Genomic DNA, 14,776 nt, shown 5'->3' on the forward strand with positions numbered 1-14,776 from the left:
CCATCCCTACCTGAAAGGAAGTACTTGGCCGGCTACATAGAAGACCGCTGGATCAACAAGAAGAAGGACCCCGTCACCGGAAAACGGGAGCGCACCGCCCGCTACGGGAAGGGCACCCGGTACCGGGTCTCCGGAATCCCCGGTGTCCGGGACATGTCCTTCGACGTGCTGGAGGACGCCAAGGCGTGGCTCCGCAGGGCTGGCACCGACAGCGAGCGCGGCGAGTTCGTCGACCCACGTGACGGCTCCATCACCATGGCCGATTACATCTCCCGCCACTGGCAGGCTGGCGTCCGCGGTGCCCCCGGAACCGTCAAGCGCGTCGACGAGCGCGTACGCCTCCACATCCTTCCGCACCTCGGCGAGGTGGCGCTGAGAGATGTCTCCGCGACCGTCCTGCGCGGTTACATCGCCACGCTCGAAGGCGAGTGTGCACCCCGCTACGCCCGCCAGATTCTCACCACCCTCTCGAACGTCTTCGAGACCGCCATTGACGACAAGCGCCTTGTCCGCAACCCGATGCGCGCCAAGTCGGTGCGTTGGCCCAAGGCGCCGGAGGACCAGCGGGAGGCGTGGCCGCTGGAGACCGCGCAGCGGGTCCGGGATGTCATCAACCCGCGGTATCGGATCGCCGCCGTGGTGGCCCTCGGGTGCGGGCTCCGCCAGGGCGAGGTGTTCGGCCTGTCTCCGGAAGACGTCGACTTCGAGCGCGGCCTCATCCGTGTCCGCCGGCAGGTTCAACTTCTCAGTGGACGCTTGTACTTCACCCTTCCCAAGGGCGGGAAGACACGCATCGTCGACATGCCGCCGTCGGTCGCCGCGGAGCTGGCCGCCTATTTTCTGCAGCACCCGGCTGTCGAGGTCGAGCTGCCCTGGGGCGGCCCGGAGCCCGAGCGGGAGAAGCAGACGTTCCCGCTCGTCCTGACCACGACGTACGGCAACGCGATCCGGGCCAACATCTTCAATGTCGAGGTCTGGAAGCCCGCGCTCGCGAAGGCCGGCGTCATCCCCATGCGGGAGAAGGGGCAGCGCTGGAAGGCATCCCGGAAGGATGGCTTCCACGTCCTCCGCCACACCTATGCCTCGATCATCCTCGAAGCCGGCGAGTCCGTCGTCACCCTCGCCCGCTGGCTCGGCCACTCCAGCCCGACCATCACCCTCGACCACTACGCTCACTCCATGCCCGAGGCCGGCGGCAAGGGGCGTGCAGCCATCGACAGGCTGCTGGGGACGTTCCCCGAGTACGTCCCGGAAGACTTCGCCCTTGCGTGAGAAGCGGGTGGCACGGCATCTGCTGTGCCACCCGTTTTCGTCGCGCGACCGCTACTCGGCCGATGACCCTTGGGGTAGCCGGATTCGCCACTCTCAGTGACGGCCGCGATGGCGGCCCGACGTTCGGGAACCCGCGACACGAGGCAGGCAGCCGCAGGTGGGGGGAGTCGGTTGTTCGCTCCCCAGCGCTGCGCATTCTCCCCAGATTCTCCCCAGGGCCTCGAAATGGCCCTCCCGTATGGTTCGCTGACGCGAAGTGGATCATTAGGTCCGGTGTGTCGACTACAGCCAGTCCCGCCGCTTGAAGACGAAGTAGAGACTCAAGCACACCGCCGCCATCAGCAGAACTGCGAACGGATAGCCGAAGGTCCAGTCCAGCTCCGGCATCGCGTCGAAGTTCATGCCGTAGATCGTTCCCACCAATGTGGGTGCAAACAGAATGGCCGCCCACGAGGAGATCTTCTTGATCTCCTCGTTCTGTTCGAAACCGGCCTCCGCCAACGCCCGCATCTCCGCGTTCTGTTGCTGCGTCACCAGCGTCGCGTTCACCGTCAGGATCTCCGTCAGGGCCTGGCGGAAGCCGTCCACGCGTTCGCTGGTGTGGGTGACGTGGTCGGCCACGTCGCGGAGGTAGCGCTGGAGTTCCTCGTCCGTGCCGTATTTGGCGAAGCCCGCCATCAGGCCGTGCAGCATGCTCACCAGCGGGCGGGTCGCGCGCTGGAACTCGACCATTTCCCGGGAGAGTTCGTAGATACGGCGCGAGACCGCCGGGTCGCCGCCGAAGACCTCGGTCTCGATCTCGTCGATGTCGTTCTGGACGCCCTCCACCACCGGTGCGTAGCCGTCCACGACCGCGTCCAGGATCGCGTACAGGACCGCCTCCGGGCCCAGGGCCAGGAGGTCCGGGTCCTCCTCCATGCGGTGGCGGACCGCCGAGAGGTCCGGGGCCGCTCCGTGGCGGACCGTGATCACGAAGTCCCGGCCCACGAAGATGTGCAGCTCGCCGAAGTCGACCTCCTCCTGGGCGTCCAGGTAGCGGGCCGCGCGCAGGACCACGAAGAGCGTGTCCCCGTACCGCTCCAGCTTCGGGCGCTGATGTGCCTCGAGCGCGTCCTCGACCGCCAGCTCATGGAGGTCGAACTCGCCGGCCAGCGAGTGCAGTTCGGACTCCGTCGGCCGGTGCAGTCCGATCCACGCCATGCCGTCCGGGTGTTCGCGCAGCTGGCGGAACGTCTCGGCGAGCGTCGCGGGGGAGGCCACCTTGCGACCGTCCCGGTACAGCGTCGCCTGCACCACGCTCGGCCGGTCCGCCTGCTCGGGACCGGGTCCGGACGGCTGCGGCTCCGGGTGCTGCGCCGCCGGCGGTTCCGGCTGGCGGCGCCAGGATGCGCGGGGGCGACGATCCGACATCGTGGGGTCCATCTCCGTATGCATGATCTGGGCCAGTGGCTCCCAGGAAGGATATACGGGGTGAATCCGCGTAGCTCGGCGACGGCAGCCGATGAGCACAGGCCTGGACTTCCGCATTGCGGACCAGGACTGTCCGCAACTCCGACTAGCGTGGTCGTATGGCCTCCACCCCCACGAACCCGGTCCTCTCCACCCGCGCCCTGGGCCGTGCCACGCTTGCCCGCCAGCTCCTCCTGGAGCCCGCCGCGCTGTCCGCCGAGGACGCCGTCTCCCACCTCCTCGGCCTCCAGGCGCAGAACACCAAGCCGCCGTACCACGCCCTCGCCGCCCGGCTTTCCGGCTTCCGGCCCGAGCACCTCTCCGACCTCATGCAGTCCCGCGCGGTCGCCCGGATCGTCACGATGCGCTCCACCATCCACACCCACACCGCCGACGACGTCCTCACCCTGCGGCCCCTCTTCCAGGCCGCCCGCGCTCGCGAGCTGACCATGTTCCGCAAGGGCCTCGACGGCGTCGACCTCGACCGCCTCGCTGCCCTCTCCCGGGAGCTTGTCGAGGAGGCACCCCGTACCCCCAAGGAGATCCGCGAGGCCCTCCTCGTCCACTGGCCCGACGCCGACCCCCAGTCGCTCTCGGTCGCCGCCCGCTGCCTCCTGCCCCTCGTCCAGGTCACCCCGCGGGGCCTCTGGCGCCGGAGCGGGCAGGTCCGCCTCACCACCGCCGAGAACTGGCTCGGCCGCCCCGCCGAACCCGTCCCCGCCCCCGACGCGACCGTCCTGCGCTACCTCGCCGCCTTCGGCCCCGCCTCCGTCAAGGACATGCAGACCTGGTGCGGCCTCACCCGGCTCCGCGACGCCTTCGAGCGCCTGCGTCCCCAGCTCCTCACCTTCCAGGACGAGCACGGCGCCGAACTCTTCGACCTCCTCGACGCCCCCCGCCCCGACGCGGACACCCCGGCCCCGCCGCGCTTCCTTCCCGAGTTCGACAACCTCCTTCTCTCCCACGCCGACCGGACCCGCTTCGTCTCCGCCGCGACCAGGAGCCGCACCTGGAAGGGGAACCAGGCCTTCTCCGTCTTCCTCCTCGACGGCCTCGTCGCCGGGCTGTGGCGCCTGGAGGAGACCAAGGAGCGCACCACGACGACCATCCAGCCCTTCGGCCGTACGACGAAGGCCCAGCGAGCCGCCCTGGAGGAGGAGGCCGAGCGGATGGCGGGGGCCGGGGTGGTGGGCGTGGAGGGGGTTCCGTTCGGGGTCGAGTTCGGTGTCGTGGACGCGTAGACGACCCGACGATCCCTCGCCACACCCCTCCCTACGGCAGCAACCCCGCCCTCCTCGCCGCCACCACCGCCTCCAGGCGCGTGTGGGCTCCCAGCTTCCGCATCGTCGAGCGCAGATAGCCCTTCACCGTCTCCGCGCGCAGCCCCAGCCTCTCCGCCACCACCGCGTTCGTCGCCCCCGTCGCCACCGCCGCCAGGACATCCAGCTCGCGCGGTGTGAGCGACACGCCCGCCGGACGTTCCGGGCCCGCCGAGGCCGTCTCCAGGCGGCCGCACACCGCCAGGAGGCGTGCCCGCAGCTCCGGATCCGTGACACGCGGGGCCAGCTCGCGCAACTCGCCGTGCGCCTGGCGGACCTCCTCCCACGACGGCGTCCCATCCGGCCCCCGCCCCGTTCCCAGCCCGAGCCCCGGCCCCGTTCCCAGCCCGAGCCCCGCACCCGGCCCGGGCCCCGCGCCCAGCCCGAGCGCCGGGGCCGTCGCCCGCTCCCGCAGCTCGTCCCGTACCGCCAGCGCCTGCTCCACGTCCCTGGCCGCCGACACCGCCGCGTCGAAGACGCGCTCGCCCAGCGGCAGCGCGTCCCGCAGCGCGCCGTACAGCACCCCCCGCACCTTCCGCCGCACGACCACGGGTACCGCGATCACCGAGCGGAGCCCCTCGGCCGAGACCGGGCCGTCGTACTCGTGCGTGATGTGCCGCGCCGACGGATAGTCGACGACGGCACACGGGCGCGACAGCGCCAGGCACCTCCCGCCCAGGCCGCTGCCCGTCGAGATCGCGAGCCCCCGCAGCGCCGGAGTCAGCGTTCCGTTCAACTCCGCGATCCGCAGCCGGCGTCCGTCGTGCAGCAGACCGCCGAAGACGACGGCGAGGCCGGTGGTGCGGCGCATCCGCAGCAGCGCCGCCCGCATCTCCGTCGATTCGACCCGCTCGATCCGCTCAGGCACGCGACCACTCCTTCACCCCCGAACGGGGGTAGTGAGACCTGGGTCACTGATTACACGATGTCCGTGACCGGAACCGCAACGAGGAGGACACATGACGGCCACCACCGCGACGGAGAGGTTCCGGGCAGCCCGCGACTTCCTGCTCCGGCATCGCGAGGACTACGAGACGGCGTACGAGGGCTTCGCCTGGCCGCGCCCGGACCGGTTCAACTGGGCCCTCGACTGGTTCGACGTCATCGCGGCCGGCAACGACAGGACCGCGCTGCACATCGTGGAGGAGGACGGCACCGAGACGCGGCTGAGCTTCGCCGAGATGTCCGCCCGCTCCCACCGGGCCGCCAACCGGCTGCGCGCTCAGGGCGTCCGGGCCGGTGACCGGATCATCGTCATGCTCGGCAACCAGGCCGAGTTGTGGGAGACCGCCCTCGCCGCGATGAAGCTACGGGCCGTCGTCATCCCCGCCACCCCGCTCCTCGGCCCCGCCGATCTGCGCGACCGTGTCGAGCGCGGCCGGGCCCGGCACGTGATCGTGCGCGCCGAGGACACCGCCAAGTTCGACGACGTGCCGGGGGAGTACACACGGATCGTCGTCGGGGGCGAGCGCGAGGGATGGATCCCCTACCAGGAATCTCCCGAGCACGCGTCCGAGGCGTCCGACACCTTCGAGCCCGACGGCGTCACCCGCGCCGACGACCCGCTGATGCTCTACTTCACCTCCGGCACCACCGCCCGCCCCAAGCTGGTCGAGCACACCCACACCTCGTACCCCGTCGGCCATCTCGCCACCATGTACTGGATCGGTCTCAAGCCCGGCGACGTGCATCTGAACATCTCCTCGCCGGGCTGGGCCAAGCACGCCTGGTCCAACCTCTTCGCGCCCTGGAACGCCGAGGCGACCGTCTTCATCCACAACTACACGCGCTTCGACCCGGCGCGCCTCATGGCCGAGATGGAGCGGAACGGCGTCACCAGCTTCTGCGCGCCGCCGACCGTCTGGCGCATGCTCATCCAGGCCGACCTCACGCAGCTGAAGCAGCCGCCGCGCGAGGTCGTCGCGGCCGGCGAGCCGCTCAACCCCGAGGTGATCGAGTCCGTGCGCCGGGCGTGGGGCGTCACCATCCGCGACGGCTTCGGGCAGACGGAGACCGCCGTCCAGGTCTCCAACAGCCCGGGCCAGCGCCTGAAGGAGGGCTCGATGGGGCGTCCGAGCCCCGGTTTCCGGGTCACGCTCGTCGACCCGGTGAGCGGGAAGGCGGACGTCGAGGAGGGCGAGATCTGCCTCGACCTGTCGAACGACCCGGTCGGACTGATGACCGGTTACCACGGCGACCCGGAACGCACAGCCGAGGCGATGGCGGGCGGCTACTACCGCACGGGCGACATCGGCTCCCGCGACACCGAGGGATACATCACCTACGTCGGGCGCGCCGACGACGTCTTCAAGGCAAGCGACTACAAGATCAGCCCCTTCGAGCTGGAGAGCGCGCTCCTGGAGCACGACGCGGTGGCCGAGGCGGCCGTCGTCCCGGCCCCCGATCCGCTGCGGCTCGCCGTCCCGAAGGCGTACGTCGTCCTCGCGGAGGGCTGGGAGCCGGGTGAGGAGACCGCACGGGCCCTCTTCGCCCACTCGCGCGCCGTGCTCGCCCCGTACAAGCGGCTGCGTCGCATCGAGTTCGCCGAGCTGCCGAAGACGGTCTCGGGGAAGATCCGCCGGATCGAGCTGCGCGAGCGTACGGCGAAGGGCGAGGGCACGGAGTACGCGGAAGGGGACCTCGCATGAGCCTCTCCTACGCGCACGGCGCGAGCCCCGTCCCGCTCCTCGGCGACACGATCGGAGCGAACCGCGACCGGGCCGTCGCGACCTGGCCGGAGCGCGAGGCACTCGTCGACGTGCCGACCGGACGCCGCTGGACGTACGCGCGCTTCGGCGCGGACGTGGACCGGCTGGCGGACGCGCTGCTCGGCAGCGGGGTGGCCAAGGGCGACCGGGTGGGGATCTGGGCGGTGAACTGCGCCGAGTGGGTGCTCGTCCAGTACGCCACCGCGCGCATCGGCTCCGTCATGGTCAACATCAACCCGGCCTACCGCGCCCATGAGTTGGAGTACGTGCTCCGGCAGGCGGGTATCTCGATGCTCTTCGCCTCGCTCACGCACCGGACGAGCGACTACCGGGCGATGGTCGAGCAGGTCGAGGCCGACTGCCCGGAGCTGCGGGAGACCGTCTACTTCGGCGACGCGAGCTGGGACGAACTCCTCTCCCGTACGGCCGGGGAGCTGCGCCCGGCGACGCTCTCCTGCGACGAACCCGTCAACATCCAGTACACCTCCGGCACGACGGGCTTCCCCAAGGGAGCGACCCTCTCCCACCACAACATCCTCAACAACGGCTACTTCGTGGGCGAGATGATCGCCTACTCGGAGGAGGACCGGATCTGCGTCCCGGTGCCCTTCTACCACTGCTTCGGCATGGTGATGGGCAACCTGGCGGCGACCTCGCACGGCGCCTGCATGGTGATCCCCGCCCCCTCCTTCGACCCCGCGGCCACGCTCCGCGCGGTCCAGGAGGAGCGGTGCACCTCGCTGTACGGCGTACCGACGATGTTCATCGCCGAGCTGGGCCTCCCCGACTTCGCCTCGTACGACCTCTCCTCCCTGCGCACGGGGATCATGGCGGGCTCGCCCTGTCCGGTGGAGGTCATGAAGCGGGTCGTCGCCGAGATGAACATGGCGGAGGTGTCCATCTGCTACGGGATGACGGAGACCTCGCCCGTCTCCACCCAGACGCGCCGCGACGACGACCTGGAGCGCCGGACGGGGACGGTCGGCCGGGTCATGCCGCACGTGGAGGTGAAGATCGTCGACCCGGCCACCGGCCTCACCCTGGAGCGCGGGGAGTCGGGCGAGCTGTGCACCCGCGGCTACAGCGTGATGCTCGGCTACTGGAACGAGCCGGACAAGACCGCCGAGGCGATCGACGCGGGCCGCTGGATGCACACCGGCGACCTCGCCGTGATGCGCGAGGACGGCTACGTCCAGATCGTCGGCCGCATCAAGGACATGATCATCCGGGGCGGCGAGAACGTGTACCCGCGCGAGATCGAGGAGTTCCTCCACGGGCACGAGAAGATCGCCGACGTCCAGGTCGTCGGCGTCCCCGACCCCCGCTACGGCGAGGAGATCCTGGCCTGCGTGATCCCGCGCGACCCCGCGGACCCGCCGAGCCTGGACGACATCGCCGCCTACTGCCGCGACCGCCTGGCGCACTACAAGATCCCGCGCCGGGTGGAGATCCTCGCCGAGTTCCCGATGACGGTGAGCGGGAAGGTACGGAAGGTGGAGCTGCGGCAGCGGTACGGGTGAGGGCCGCACCGCCGGGCGGGCCCGCGGGTTACGGGGACGGCGCGGGTTACGGGGACGGCGCGGGCTGCGGCGGCGGTGGGACGGCGCGGAGTGCGGGCGCCGCCGCCAGCTCGCGGCGCATGCAGACGCGGGGCCAGGTCGCCAGACCGTGGGCGGCCTCGGCCCGCTGGATGGCGCGCAGGCCGGCGGTGAGTTCCGGATCGGACTCGGCGAGCGGACGGAAGCCGAGACGGGCGTAGTACGGGGCGTTCCAGGGGACCTCGGTGAAGGTCGTCAGCGTCAGCCCCGTGAGACCCCACGCGGCCGCCTCCGCGGCGAGGTGCTCGATGAGCGCGCGCCCGATGCCCCGGCGGGCGGCGGCCGGGTGCACGGAGACCTGCTCGATGTGGGCGGCGCCGTCGACGGTGTCCGCCAGCAGGTAGGCGACCGGGTGGTCGGTCTCGTCGGCGGCCACCCAGGCGCGACCGGCCAGGCGGTAGGTGTCCAGGACGTCCAGCGGCAGGGGCTCGTCGTCGGCGATGACCGCCATGCCCAGGGAACGGAAGGGTTCGCCCGCGGCGCGCTCGATGTCCTGGAGCAGCGGGAGTTCGGCCGGTGCGGCCGCTCTGATGCGCATACGACGAGTATGGCGCGCCCTCAGTCCGAGCCGCCTCCGCCTCCGCTGCCGCCTCCGGCCTCGCCTGCGCTGCCGCCGACCACGTCCCCTGCGCCGAACCAGCCGCGGCCGGTCACGTAGCCGTCCGTGCCGCCGCCCCGGCCGAGCAGCCCGCCGTCGCGGGAGAAGCGGGGCAGGAACAGGGCGAGCGCCGGGTCACCGTAGAGGGCGACGTACAGCAGCACCAGGTTGCCGTCGGTCACCTCGCGCCGATGCGCGGGCAGTGGGTGCCGCTCGCGGAGCCCGGCGAGGAGCCGGCGGGCGGCGCGGGTCGTCGGCGGCAGGAACAGCAGGGCGAGCGCGGCGCCGGCCGGTACGGCCCCGAGAGTGAGCGCGAGCGCGAGCCCCGCGCCGGACGGGGCGGTGACGACCAGGCCCGTCATCACCGTGACCACCGTGTCCACGAGCAGCGTGCGCGCGACGAGCAGGCGCCCCTGCGGGCGCAGCAGCCCCTCCCGGCCGAGCTCGGCCCGCAGCGCGTCCACGGCCCGCCGGGCCCGGGGCTGCGAGGCGAGGACACGCAGCCCCAGGGCACGGCGCAGCGAACTGTGCACGCCCAGCTGCACGGGGTCACGCGTCCGGCCGGGGCCGCCGTTGGCCCGAATCGTTCCCTTCCGGCCGGCCGTGACGGCCCCGCGCTGGTGCAGTGCGACGAGGGCCACGACGACCGCCGCACGTCGCCCGCCCCTGAGCAACGCCAGTGCCTGCGGGGCGAGTTCGGTCCTCTGCGGGCTGCGCGTTCGCAACAGGACGAGCGCGCAGAGCAGTTGTGCGCAGGACGCGCCGATGAACCACCACGAGTCCGCCCCCATGACGCAACACCCCCCGAAGGTGTTGTGCCCGGCGTAGGGTGATCATCACGCGTGAATGGCCGAAATCTGAGGTTATTTTGAGCTGGGGGCCGGCTTCAGTATTTCCCCCACACCCGGACGACACGATGACCGCCGAGCGCGGCGGCGAAGGCGTCGAGGAAGCGCGGGTCGAACTCGGTCCAGTCCCAGAACTCGAATCCGAGGTGTCCGAACGCGTAGAAGTCGTCGGCCCAGGTCCAGTCGGCCAGTTCGCCGGCCCGCCCGCAGTGGACGCAGTCGACCGTCGCCGAACCCGTGGCGCGCCAGGCGGACATGGCCCGGTCGAAGGGCTCAGAGGCGCCTTCCACGTGGTCCCAGTCGTCGGTGTACAGCGCGGTACGCGAAGCGCAGTGGGGGCAGGTGGCGTACTGGGCGTCGCCCTGGCCGCCGTGGAAGGCCGTGCGCCCGACCTCGATCCGCAGGCCGCCGCACGGCTCCCGGTCCTCGATCGCGACGGCCGACGCCCAGCGCGGGCCGGGCGGATGCCCGAGGGGCGCGCCGAGCACGCAGTCGCTCGGCTCGGCCCGGACGATCCCCTCCGTGACGAGCCATTCCAGGGCGTGCCGGGCGAGCGTGGGGGCCTGTGCGGCGGTGGCGTCGAGGTCGACGACGGTCTGGAAGTGGTTACCCATGTCCGAGACCGTAGCGGGCCACACCGACAGTCCCCCGGCACCCTCTAGGCGCCGGTGGTGATCAGTTCGTCGGCGGGGGTGTTGACGGGCTGGGGCGTGCCGGTGAGGTCCAGGACGAAGAGCGGTATGCCCAGCTCGTCGGCGCGGGACCGGGCCTCCGGGGTGTAACCGGCGAGGGAGAAGAACACGCTCACCGCCGCGTTGCTGAGGCCGTTGAGCCAGAGGCACTCGACGGCCCGCAGGGTGGTGGGGCGGGTGCTCGGGTCGACCTGGGCGACGAGTCCGGGCGCCCGCAGGTCGACGCCGGACGCGGACCGCTCCTCGGGCTGGACGACGTCCCGGAACCCCAGCCAGCGCAGATACCCGGCCGACGTGGCGACCGCGTCCCGGGCCGTGCGGATGGTCATGGGCCGGAACGACGGCCTCGGCGGGGCCGGGTGCCGGGCGGTCGGCGGCAGCGGGGTGTGCGCGGGGTAGCGCTCGGCGAAGGGACGGTGGCCACTCTTTCCGGGCGTGGCGTGGGCGCGGCTCTCGAAGGGCCCGTCCGGTGGGTACGGGTCGCCTCCGGGGCCGGTGTCCCCACCGCCCGCGCGACCCCGGGCCGTGTGCCCGGTACTGCCGGCATCGGCGATCCCGCCCGGATCGCCGATGCCGCCGGTGCCGGTACCGGCACCGGCGCCGCCCGTCGTGCTCCTCGGCGTGAACCAGCCCCCCGGTGTCGACTCGGCGTCGCCGCGTGCCTCGGCGCCGGTCCCGTGGCCGGGGTCGTGGTCGCTCTCGGGCCACCCGCCCAGGGCGGCGTCCGTGGTCGGGCCCGCGTCCCGGCCACGGGGGCCGGCGCTCGTGTCGGCGCCCACGCCATGGCCGGTAGGGCCGTCCGTCGCCGTGCCGGGAGCCGTACCCGTTCCCGGGCCCGTACCGGAAGCCGTACCGGTACCGCCGCCCGCCGTGGATCCGCCGTCCGGCGGGCTCACGGGAACGCGCAGGACCGTTCCGCAGCTGCAGCCGAGCTCCGGGTGGGGCCATTCGTCCTCACGGCCGCAGGCGGTGCAGCGGACCGTGACCCATTCGTCCGTCCAGTTGCGGTGCGTGACCGGTTCGCCCGTCGCCCCCGTGAGTACCGGCGGCACGACCGGGGTGCCGCAGGCGCAGGGGAAGACGGGCGCCGCGTACGGCTGCGTACGGAGACATTCCGGGCACCGCACCGGAACCGAGTCACCCACACCGAACCCCACGCCGAACCCCCTGTCTTCCCGACCCCATAGTCCACCAATCCGCCACGCGAGGGGAGTGAGTTCGGCCAACGTCCGACCCCGCTCCCTTGACGACTCTCGACCCCCCGACCTACATTGCTTCCACATAGCAGAACAATACTTCCGCAATACGGAAACGAGCCCACGAGCCGGTGGTGCACCCGTTTCCGCCTGGCCGAAGCAGGAGCCCTCCATGCCTCGTATGACCGCCGCCGCAGCGGCCGTTGAGATCCTCAAGCGCGAAGGCGTCACCAACGCGTTCGGCGTGCCCGGCGCGGCGATCAACCCCTTCTACCGCGAGCTCAAGAACGTGGGCGGCATCGCCCACACCCTCGCCCGCCACGTCGAGGGCGCCTCCCACATGGCCGAGGGCTACACCCGCGCCAAGGCGGGCAACATCGGTGTCTGCATCGGTACCTCCGGCCCCGCCGGAACCGACATGATCACCGGCCTGTACTCCGCGATCGCGGACTCCATCCCGATCCTGTGCATCACCGGTCAGGCCCCGGTCTCGAAGCTCCACAAGGAGGACTTCCAGGCCGTCGACATCGCCACGATCGCCAAGCCCGTCACCAAGGCCGCCACCACGGTCCTGGAGGCCGCGCAGGTCCCCGGTGTCTTCCAGCAGGCGTTCCACCTGATGCGCTCCGGCCGTCCCGGCCCGGTCCTCATCGACCTGCCGATCGACGTCCAGCTGACCGAGATCGAGTTCGACCCGGAGACGTACGAGCCGCTGCCGGTCTACAAGCCGCAGGCCACCCGCGCGCAGGCCGAGAAGGCCCTGAACTTCCTCCTGGAGTCCGAGCGCCCGCTGATCGTCGCCGGCGGCGGCATCATCAACGCCGACGCCTCCGACCTGCTGGTCGAGTTCGCCGAGCTGACGAACATCCCCGTCATCTCCACCCTCATGGGCTGGGGCACCATCCCGGACGACCACGAGCTGGCCGCCGGCATGGTCGGCGTCCAGACCGCGCACCGCTACGGCAACGCGACATTCCTGGAGTCGGACTTCGTCCTGGGCATCGGCAACCGCTGGGCCAACCGTCACACCGGTTACAACATGGAGGCCTACACCAAGGGCCGGAAGTTCGTCCACGTCGACATCGAGCCCACCCAGCTCGGCAAGATCTTCGCCCCCGACTTCGGCATCGCCTCCGACGCCAGGGTCGCGCTGGAGCTCTTCGTCGCGATCGCCAAGGAGTGGAAGGCCGCGGGCAGGCTCCCCGACTTCTCCGCCTGGGCCGCCTCCGCGCAGGAGCGCAAGGCCACCCTGCAGCGCCGTACGCACTTCGACAACATCCCGATGAAGCCGCAGCGCGTCTACGAGGAGATGAACAAGGCCTTCGGCCCGGACACGCGCTACGTCACCACCATCGGTCTCTCGCAGATCGCGGCCGCGCAGTTCCTGCACGTCTACAAGCCGCGCCACTGGATCAACTGCGGCCAGGCCGGCCCGCTCGGCTGGACCATCCCGGCCGCCATCGGTGCCGCCACCGCGGACCCGGAGACCCCGGTCGTCGCGCTCTCCGGCGACTACGACTTCCAGTTCATGATCGAGGAGCTGGCGGTCGCCGCCCAGCACAAGGTCCCCTACGTCCACGTCCTCGTGAACAACGCCTACCTGGGCCTGATCCGTCAGGCGCAGGGCGGCCTGGGGATCAACTTCGAGGTCAACCTCGAGTTCGAGAACATCAACACCCCGGAGATCGGCGTCTACGGCGTCGACCACGTCAAGGTCGCCGAGGGCCTGGGCGTCAAGGCGATCCGCGTCGAGGACCCGAGCGAGCTGGGCGAGGCGCTGGAGCAGGCCAAGAAGACGGCCGTCGAGTTCCAGGTCCCGGTCGTCGTCGAGGTGATCCTGGAGCGCATCACCAACATCGCGATGAGCAAGACGGTCGACATGAGCGACGTCACCGAGTTCGAGGAGCTCGCGACGGAGCCCGGCCACGCACCGACCGCGATCAAGGCCCTGAAGGTCTGATCCGCCCCGTCACCGAACGGCCCCCGACCCGAGAGTGCCGGAGCGGGGGCCGCCGCGTGCGCCCGTACGCCCGGCGACGGCCCCGACCCGCGTCGAGCACGCCGTCTACGTCGTCCGTGTCCGTGGGGCCTGCGCCCGAACCAGCGCCGTCCCGGCCTCCGTCCAGTCGTAGAGGACCGAGCGGCCCGCCCTTCTCCGCCGTATCAGCCGGGCGTCGAGCAGTACCTTCAGATGCCGCCCCACCGACCCCAGCCCCTGTCCCGTCAGAGCCACCAACTGGCTGGTGGACAGGGGCGATTCCAGGCGTACGAGCACCCCGGCCCGCGCGCTCCCGAGCAGCGCGCCGAGCGCCTCGGGGACGGCCGGGCCGTCCGCCCCGGCCAGGACTCCGGCGCACGGATAGACGATCGCGAACCGCTCCGTCCCCTCCCAGGACACCCACCCCCGGCTCGGTGTGACCGGCACGAGGACCAGCTGCCCGCCCGTCACCGAACGCGGCGGATAGTCACGGGAGTTGACCTGGAGGCGGCCGTCGCCCAGCCAGCGCGTCCGCCCCGGATTCAGCTCGTCGAGGGCAGCCGCCCAGCCTCCCCCGGCCAGCCGCGCCGTGCGCGCCAGCACATCGGCCTCCAGGATCCGCCGACGCCGCGGCCAGGTCGGCAGAACCGTCTCCCGCCACACCCAGGTGAGCAACTCGGCCATCCGGGAAGGGAGATCGGCCGCCGAGGTCAGTGGCTCGGGGACCGGTCCGCCGAGCGACACCGCCAGGTCCGCCACGGCGGCCGCGGGCGGTGTCTCACGGATCCGGGACAGCTCCTCCTCGAAGCTCCGCTCGCCGTCGCCCCTCGGCGTGGGGGTCACGAAGTCGGCGTTCCACGTGGTCCCGAGCGCGGCCGGGACGAGCAGCGCGTCGACCGGGTCGGAGGCCAATCGGGCCCGGTAGGCGGGAAGATGGGTCTTCAGCCACGCCCGTTCGCCCGGATGGGCGGCCATGCTTCGGTCCAGCGTCTGGAGCGCGGCGGTCGTCTCGGCCAGCGGCGAGAGCAGGAACCTGCTCCCCGCGAGCGCGTCCGCGTCGACCTGCCACCAGCCCATGATCCCCCCACCTCATGTTTCGCTCCCCCGCGAAACAGTAA

Annotated in this window: 11 protein-coding genes and 1 pseudogene; 5 read left to right on the forward strand and 7 right to left on the reverse strand. The window is 71.5% G+C overall.

Annotated elements, in window-relative coordinates; all coding sequences use genetic code 11:
* The first annotated feature begins 24 nt into the window (after window positions 1-24).
* Complete coding sequence (locus ACFUJR_RS12100) at window positions 25-1,272, forward strand: tyrosine-type recombinase/integrase (protein WP_383177827.1); 1,248 nt, start codon at window positions 25-27, stop codon at window positions 1,270-1,272.
* A 282-nt stretch (window positions 1,273-1,554) separates the two neighbouring features.
* Here the strand turns inward: ACFUJR_RS12100 and ACFUJR_RS12105 are convergent, their stop codons facing one another.
* Window positions 1,555-2,682 carry a magnesium and cobalt transport protein CorA gene (locus ACFUJR_RS12105; RefSeq protein WP_383177830.1) on the reverse strand — a complete coding sequence of 376 codons (1,128 nt, stop codon included), beginning with the start codon at window positions 2,680-2,682 and terminating at the stop codon, window positions 1,555-1,557.
* Window positions 2,683-2,840: 158 nt separating this feature from the next.
* Between ACFUJR_RS12105 and ACFUJR_RS12110 the strand changes: the two genes are divergently transcribed.
* Entirely contained in the window at window positions 2,841-3,962 is a 1,122-nt protein-coding gene (locus tag ACFUJR_RS12110; RefSeq protein WP_383177833.1) for a winged helix DNA-binding domain-containing protein, read from the forward strand.
* Window positions 3,963-3,993: 31 nt separating this feature from the next.
* On the opposite strand, the gene ACFUJR_RS12115 is transcribed toward ACFUJR_RS12110, so the two are convergent.
* On the reverse strand, window positions 3,994-4,872 hold the full coding sequence (locus tag ACFUJR_RS12115) for a response regulator transcription factor (protein WP_383177851.1): 879 nt from the start codon (window positions 4,870-4,872) through the stop codon (window positions 3,994-3,996).
* A gap of 127 nt (window positions 4,873-4,999) precedes the next feature.
* Between ACFUJR_RS12115 and ACFUJR_RS12120 the strand changes: the two genes are divergently transcribed.
* Complete coding sequence (locus ACFUJR_RS12120; protein WP_383177836.1) at window positions 5,000-6,688, forward strand: AMP-binding protein; 1,689 nt, start codon at window positions 5,000-5,002, stop codon at window positions 6,686-6,688.
* Window positions 6,685-8,268, forward strand: coding sequence for an AMP-binding protein (locus ACFUJR_RS12125; RefSeq protein WP_383177839.1), 1,584 nt, complete (start codon window positions 6,685-6,687; stop codon window positions 8,266-8,268). The genes ACFUJR_RS12120 and ACFUJR_RS12125 overlap by 4 nt, the downstream gene beginning before the upstream one ends.
* A gap of 46 nt (window positions 8,269-8,314) precedes the next feature.
* Here ACFUJR_RS12125 and ACFUJR_RS12130 read toward each other — a convergent pair whose 3' ends face one another.
* The 4 genes and pseudogenes from ACFUJR_RS12130 to ACFUJR_RS12145 form a co-directional block, all read right to left on the reverse strand.
* A complete protein-coding gene (locus tag ACFUJR_RS12130) occupies window positions 8,315-8,884 on the reverse strand; it encodes a GNAT family N-acetyltransferase (RefSeq protein WP_383177842.1) in 570 nt (189 codons plus the stop codon).
* 20 nt (window positions 8,885-8,904) lie between these two features.
* The gene (locus tag ACFUJR_RS12135; protein WP_383177845.1) at window positions 8,905-9,735 is read right to left on the reverse strand and encodes a TIGR04222 domain-containing membrane protein; all 831 of its coding nucleotides are present in this window, start codon (window positions 9,733-9,735) and stop codon (window positions 8,905-8,907) included.
* 95 nt (window positions 9,736-9,830) lie between these two features.
* On the reverse strand, window positions 9,831-10,406 hold the full coding sequence (locus ACFUJR_RS12140; protein WP_383177848.1) for a hypothetical protein: 576 nt from the start codon (window positions 10,404-10,406) through the stop codon (window positions 9,831-9,833).
* A 44-nt stretch (window positions 10,407-10,450) separates the two neighbouring features.
* Window positions 10,451-10,891 (reverse strand): annotated as a pseudogene (locus ACFUJR_RS12145) (hypothetical protein); the annotation flags it as partial.
* 961 nt (window positions 10,892-11,852) lie between these two features.
* Here ACFUJR_RS12145 and gcl point away from each other — a divergent pair.
* Window positions 11,853-13,640: a glyoxylate carboligase gene (gene gcl, locus ACFUJR_RS12150; protein WP_383180185.1), complete on the forward strand. Its 1,788-nt coding sequence runs from the start codon at window positions 11,853-11,855 to the stop codon at window positions 13,638-13,640.
* A gap of 105 nt (window positions 13,641-13,745) precedes the next feature.
* Here gcl and ACFUJR_RS12155 read toward each other — a convergent pair whose 3' ends face one another.
* Window positions 13,746-14,735, reverse strand: coding sequence for a transcriptional regulator (locus ACFUJR_RS12155; RefSeq protein ID WP_383180182.1), 990 nt, complete (start codon window positions 14,733-14,735; stop codon window positions 13,746-13,748).
* Window positions 14,736-14,776 lie beyond the last annotated feature (41 nt).

Origin of the sequence: Streptomyces sp. NPDC057271, from assembly GCF_042668715.1 — a bacterium.
GTDB lineage: Bacteria > Actinomycetota > Actinomycetes > Streptomycetales > Streptomycetaceae > Streptomyces.

Coding starts and splice junctions, on each gene's coding strand:
- ACFUJR_RS12105 (WP_383177830.1), bottom strand. CDS start 2,682: ATGTCGGATCGTCGCCCCCGCGCATCCTGGCGCCGCCAGCCGGAACCG.
- ACFUJR_RS12110 (WP_383177833.1), top strand. CDS start 2,841: ATGGCCTCCACCCCCACGAACCCGGTCCTCTCCACCCGCGCCCTGGGC.
- ACFUJR_RS12115 (WP_383177851.1), bottom strand. CDS start 4,872: ATGCGGGCGGCGCTGCTGCGGATGCGCCGCACCACCGGCCTCGCCGTC.
- ACFUJR_RS12120 (WP_383177836.1), top strand. CDS start 5,000: ATGACGGCCACCACCGCGACGGAGAGGTTCCGGGCAGCCCGCGACTTC.
- ACFUJR_RS12125 (WP_383177839.1), top strand. CDS start 6,685: ATGAGCCTCTCCTACGCGCACGGCGCGAGCCCCGTCCCGCTCCTCGGC.
- ACFUJR_RS12130 (WP_383177842.1), bottom strand. CDS start 8,884: ATGCGCATCAGAGCGGCCGCACCGGCCGAACTCCCGCTGCTCCAGGAC.
- ACFUJR_RS12135 (WP_383177845.1), bottom strand. CDS start 9,735: ATGGGGGCGGACTCGTGGTGGTTCATCGGCGCGTCCTGCGCACAACTG.
- ACFUJR_RS12140 (WP_383177848.1), bottom strand. CDS start 10,406: ATGGGTAACCACTTCCAGACCGTCGTCGACCTCGACGCCACCGCCGCA.
- gcl (WP_383180185.1), top strand. CDS start 11,853: ATGCCTCGTATGACCGCCGCCGCAGCGGCCGTTGAGATCCTCAAGCGC.
- ACFUJR_RS12155 (WP_383180182.1), bottom strand. CDS start 14,735: ATGGGCTGGTGGCAGGTCGACGCGGACGCGCTCGCGGGGAGCAGGTTC.